Source organism: Streptomyces spirodelae, assembly GCF_017676385.1.
Taxonomy (GTDB): domain Bacteria; phylum Actinomycetota; class Actinomycetes; order Streptomycetales; family Streptomycetaceae; genus Streptomyces; species Streptomyces spirodelae.
On sequence record NZ_JAFFZN010000069.1, the window covers coordinates 1 to 717 of the forward strand.

At 67.1% G+C, this 717-nt stretch carries 1 protein-coding gene; it reads right to left on the reverse strand.

Features of this window, described 5'->3' with window-relative positions; translation table 11 throughout:
* Nucleotides 1-71: 71 nt before the first annotated feature.
* A partial coding sequence (locus JW592_RS32370; protein WP_443742769.1) for a DUF58 domain-containing protein occupies nucleotides 72-717 on the reverse strand: 646 nt, incomplete at its 5' end.

The following is a 717-nucleotide window of genomic DNA, read 5'->3' on the forward strand; positions in this document are numbered from 1 at the left end:
TGGCCCTGTTGGCTGACGCCAACAGGGCCTTTTTCATGCCCAATTCCCCCTCCTTCCCGCCTGTCCTCCGTTCAGAGACGTCCGGAAGCTTTGAGCGCCAGATAGGCGTCGGCGAGTGCGGGAGCGAGCTGGGAGGGCGTTTCATCAACAACCCTCACTCCCTGCTTGCGGAGCCTTTCTGCGGTCTCCATGCGTTCGGCCTGCGTCTGAGCCGCAGCAGCTGCGCCGTATACGGCGTCGACGGTGCCCCGGCTCCGGGCCATTTCCTGAATACGGGGATCGGATACCGCGGCAACCAGGACGGTGTGCCGCTGGGTGAGAAGCGGCAGTACGGGCAGCAACCCCTCTTCTACGGGCGCGCGGTCGAGCCCCGTCAGCAGGACCACGAGGGATCTCCGTGGGGCTGTACGCAGAATCTTCGAAGTCATGGCGCGCAGGTCCGATTCGACGAGGGCCGGTTCAATGGGAGCCATCGCGTCCACCAGGGCGGGCAGCACTTGCTGGCCTGAGCGGCCGGTGACCCCGGCTCTGGTCACCCGATCGTGGGCAAGCAGGTCGATGCGGTCGCCGGCGCGGGAAGCCAGCACGGCCAGCAATAGTGCCGCGTCCATGGACACGTCGAGCCGCGGTACGTTGCCGATACGGCCCGCAGAGGTGCGGCCGGTGTCGAGGACGAGCAGGATCCTGCGGTCCCGTTCGGGCCTCCAGGTGCGGACG